We start from the raw sequence: 3,227 nt of genomic DNA on the forward strand, positions 1-3,227 counted from the left end.
AGACCCTGCCCATCATGATCGCCACCCTTCGGGGCGCGGACTACATGAACTTCGACATGGGAAAAATCTACATGATGATTACCATCGCCATTGTGCCCATCATTATCATCTACCTGCTTTTGTCGAAGTTTATCGTAGAAGGCGTCACCTTGGGCGGCGTCAAGGAGTAACGACGGCAAGGAGAGACCGCACATGGAAAAATGGATTCGCACCCGCTATCAGCCCAACCTGCCCCTCAACGGCGAACGCCGCGTGACGGCCTGCCCGGAACACATCGCCCTCTCCCGGCAGGCCGCCCGGGAGGGCATGGTGCTGCTGAAAAACCGAAACAGCCTGCTCCCCCTGGCCCCCGGCAGCCGGACGGCTCTGTTCGGAAAGGGTAGCATCGACTATGTAAAAGGCGGAGGAGGCAGCGGCGACGTGACCTGCGCATATGTCCGCAATGTCTACGACGGGTTGAAAGAGGAGGGTGTTTTCGTCTACGAACCCCTTTCGGACTACTACCGGGCTTATGTCGCGGAGCGCTATGCCGCCGGGGACGTCCCCGGATTGATGGCGGAGCCGGAGCTTCCGGTGGAACTGCTGTCCTCGGCGCGGGAACATGCGGATACGGCCGTGATTGTCCTCAGCCGCTTTTCCGGCGAGGGCTGGGACCGGATTCCCGTGATTCCCGAGAACAAGGACTATGTGTGGGCCGACGAGGTGCTTATGCCCCAGCGGGCCCAGAGGATCTTCCCCAAGGGGGATTATTACCTGACGGACGCCGAGAGCACCATGGTGGACCAGGTCTGCGCCGCCTTTGACCGGGTGGCCGTAGTGCTGAACGCGGGCGGCGTCATGGACGTCTCCTGGTTCTATGAGAACGACCGGATTTCCTCCGTGCTGCTGGCCTATCAGGGCGGTATGGAGGGCGGGGCGGCCATCGCCGCCCTGCTGGCCGGAAAGGCCAATCCCTGCGGCAAGCTGCCGGACACCTTTGCCCGGGACCTGGTTGACTACCCATCCACGGAGCATTTCCACGACTCCACAGACTATGTGGAATATACCGAGGATGTCTATGTGGGCTACCGGTATTTCGAGACCCTGCCGGGCGCGGCGGAGCGGGTCTGCTATCCCTTCGGCTTCGGCCTGTCCTATACCCGCTTCTCTCTGGAGGTCCTGGAGGCCGGGGCGGAAAACAGGACAGTCCAGGTCCGCGTCCGGGTGAGCAACACCGGGGACCGGGCGGGCAAAGAAGTGGTCCAGCTCTATTTCTGCCCGCCCAAGGGGTTGCTGCAAAAGCCCTCCCGGAATCTGACGGCGTTCCGCAAAACCGGACTTCTGGGCCCCGGCGAGAGCGAAACGGTGACCCTGTCCTTTGCCGTATCGGATATGGCCAGCTTTGACGACCTGGGAAAGATCGCCCCCTCCGCCTGGGTGCTGGAAAAAGGCCGCTATGATCTGTATCTGGGGACCAATGTCCGGGACGCGGAAAAGCTGGATTTTGCCTGGGAACAGGCGGAGACGGAAATCGTCCGGCAGTGCAGGAATGTCCTGGCCCCGTCCCAGCTGGCGAAGCGTCTCCAAGCGGATGGGACCTGGGAGTATCTGCCTGCCACCCCGGCGGTAGACACGGATGCCAACGCCCTTGTTCCCCTGGATCCCAATACCCTGGAGGCGGTGGCCCCGGAAGTGCGGGCCAGAGGGCGGTACTGGCTGGCCCAGCCCTTCCCGGAGGGGGTGCGGCCCCTGTCTGAGGTGGCGGAGGGAAAACTGACCCTGGACGCTTTCATGGCCCAGCTCCGTGACGAGGACCTCATCCATCTGCTGGGCGGCCAGTCCAACGTAGGTGTTTCCAATACCTTTGGCATTGGGAACCTGCCGGAATACGGCGTGCCCAACATCACCACAGCCGACGGCCCTGCGGGCCTTCGGATTCAGCCGGAGGTGGGCGTGTGTACCACCGCCTGGCCCTGCGCAACGCTCCTGGCGGCAACTTGGGACGAAGACTTGGTTTCCAGAGTCGGCGAGGCCGCCGCCGCGGAGGTGAAGGAGAATAACATCTCTGTCTGGCTGGCCCCGGCGGTGAACATCCACCGCAGTCCCCTCTGCGGGCGGAACTTTGAGTACGACTCCGAGGACCCTCTGCTGGCGGGAAAGATCGCCGCCGCCATGGTGCGGGGTATCCAGTCCCGGCATATCGCCGCCACGGTGAAGCACTTTGCCTGCAACAACAAGGAGACCAACCGGAAAAACAGCGACTCCCGCCTCTCTCAGCGGGCTCTGCGGGAAATCTATCTGCGCCCCTTTGAGATCGTGATCCGGGAGGCGGAGCCCTGGGCGGCCATGAGCTCCTACAACATCATCAATGGCCGCCGGGCCTCGGAGAGCCGCGAACTGCTGACGGACATTCTCCGAGAGGACTGGGGCTATACCGGCATGGTCATGACCGACTGGTGGACCAAGGGAGAGCACTATAAGGAAATCCTGGCCGGAAACGACCTCAAAATGGCCAACGGCTACCCGGAACGGGTGCGGCAGGCCCTGGACCTGGGACTGGTGTCCCGGGAGGACCTGGAGACCTGCGCGCGGCGAGTCCTGGAGCTGATTTTGAAGATTGACTGACAAAGGAGGAACCTTACTTATGGCAACTTTGAATTTGAAAGGGATCACCAAGATCTATCCCCACAGCGGCGGGCAGAAAAAGGCCAGGAAAGGCGCTTCCGAGAAAAAGACGAACCTTCAGGTAACGGCCGAGGGCGTCATTGCCGTTCAGTCCTTTGACCTGGACATCAAGGATAAGGAATTCATCGTGCTGGTGGGCCCCTCCGGCTGCGGCAAGTCCACCACGCTGCGGATGGTTGCCGGCCTGGAGGAGATCTCCGGCGGCGAGCTGTACATCGACGGGAAGCTCATGAACGACGTGGAGCCCAAGAACCGGGACATCGCCATGGTTTTCCAGAGCTACGCCCTGTACCCCCACATGACAGTCTATGAGAACATGGCCTTCCCCCTGAAGCTCCGCAAGGTGCCCAAGGACGAGATTGACAAGCGCGTCAAGGAGGCCGCCGCCACCCTGGACATCACCCAGTACTTAGACCGCAAGCCCAAGGCCCTCTCCGGCGGCCAGCGCCAGCGGGTGGCCATCGGCCGGGCCATCGTCCGGGAGCCCAAGGTGCTTCTCATGGACGAACCCCTCTCCAACCTGGACGCCAAGCTCCGCAACCAGATGCGCGCCGAGATCATCA

General features: G+C 62.1%; 2 protein-coding genes and 1 pseudogene. All 3 read left to right on the plus strand.

Annotation, left to right across the window (positions count from 1 at the left end; genetic code table 11):
• Positions 1–170, plus strand: a pseudogene (locus QZ329_RS15345) (carbohydrate ABC transporter permease); the annotation flags it as partial.
• Positions 171–192: 22 nt separating this feature from the next.
• Complete coding sequence (locus tag QZ329_RS15350; RefSeq protein ID WP_295753871.1) at positions 193–2,604, plus strand: glycoside hydrolase family 3 protein; 2,412 nt, start codon at positions 193–195, stop codon at positions 2,602–2,604.
• A 19-nt stretch (positions 2,605–2,623) separates the two neighbouring features.
• Positions 2,624–3,227: ATP-binding cassette domain-containing protein (locus QZ329_RS15355; protein WP_295753872.1), on the plus strand; the 604-nt coding region annotated here is incomplete at its 3' end.

The organism is uncultured Oscillibacter sp. (genome assembly GCF_910579365.1).
Taxonomy (GTDB): domain Bacteria; phylum Bacillota; class Clostridia; order Oscillospirales; family Oscillospiraceae; genus Oscillibacter.

Bases quoted from the DNA above. Each gene is read 5' to 3' on its own strand.
- QZ329_RS15350 (WP_295753871.1), top strand. From the start codon at position 193: ATGGAAAAATGGATTCGCACCCGCTATCAGCCCAACCTGCCCCTCAAC.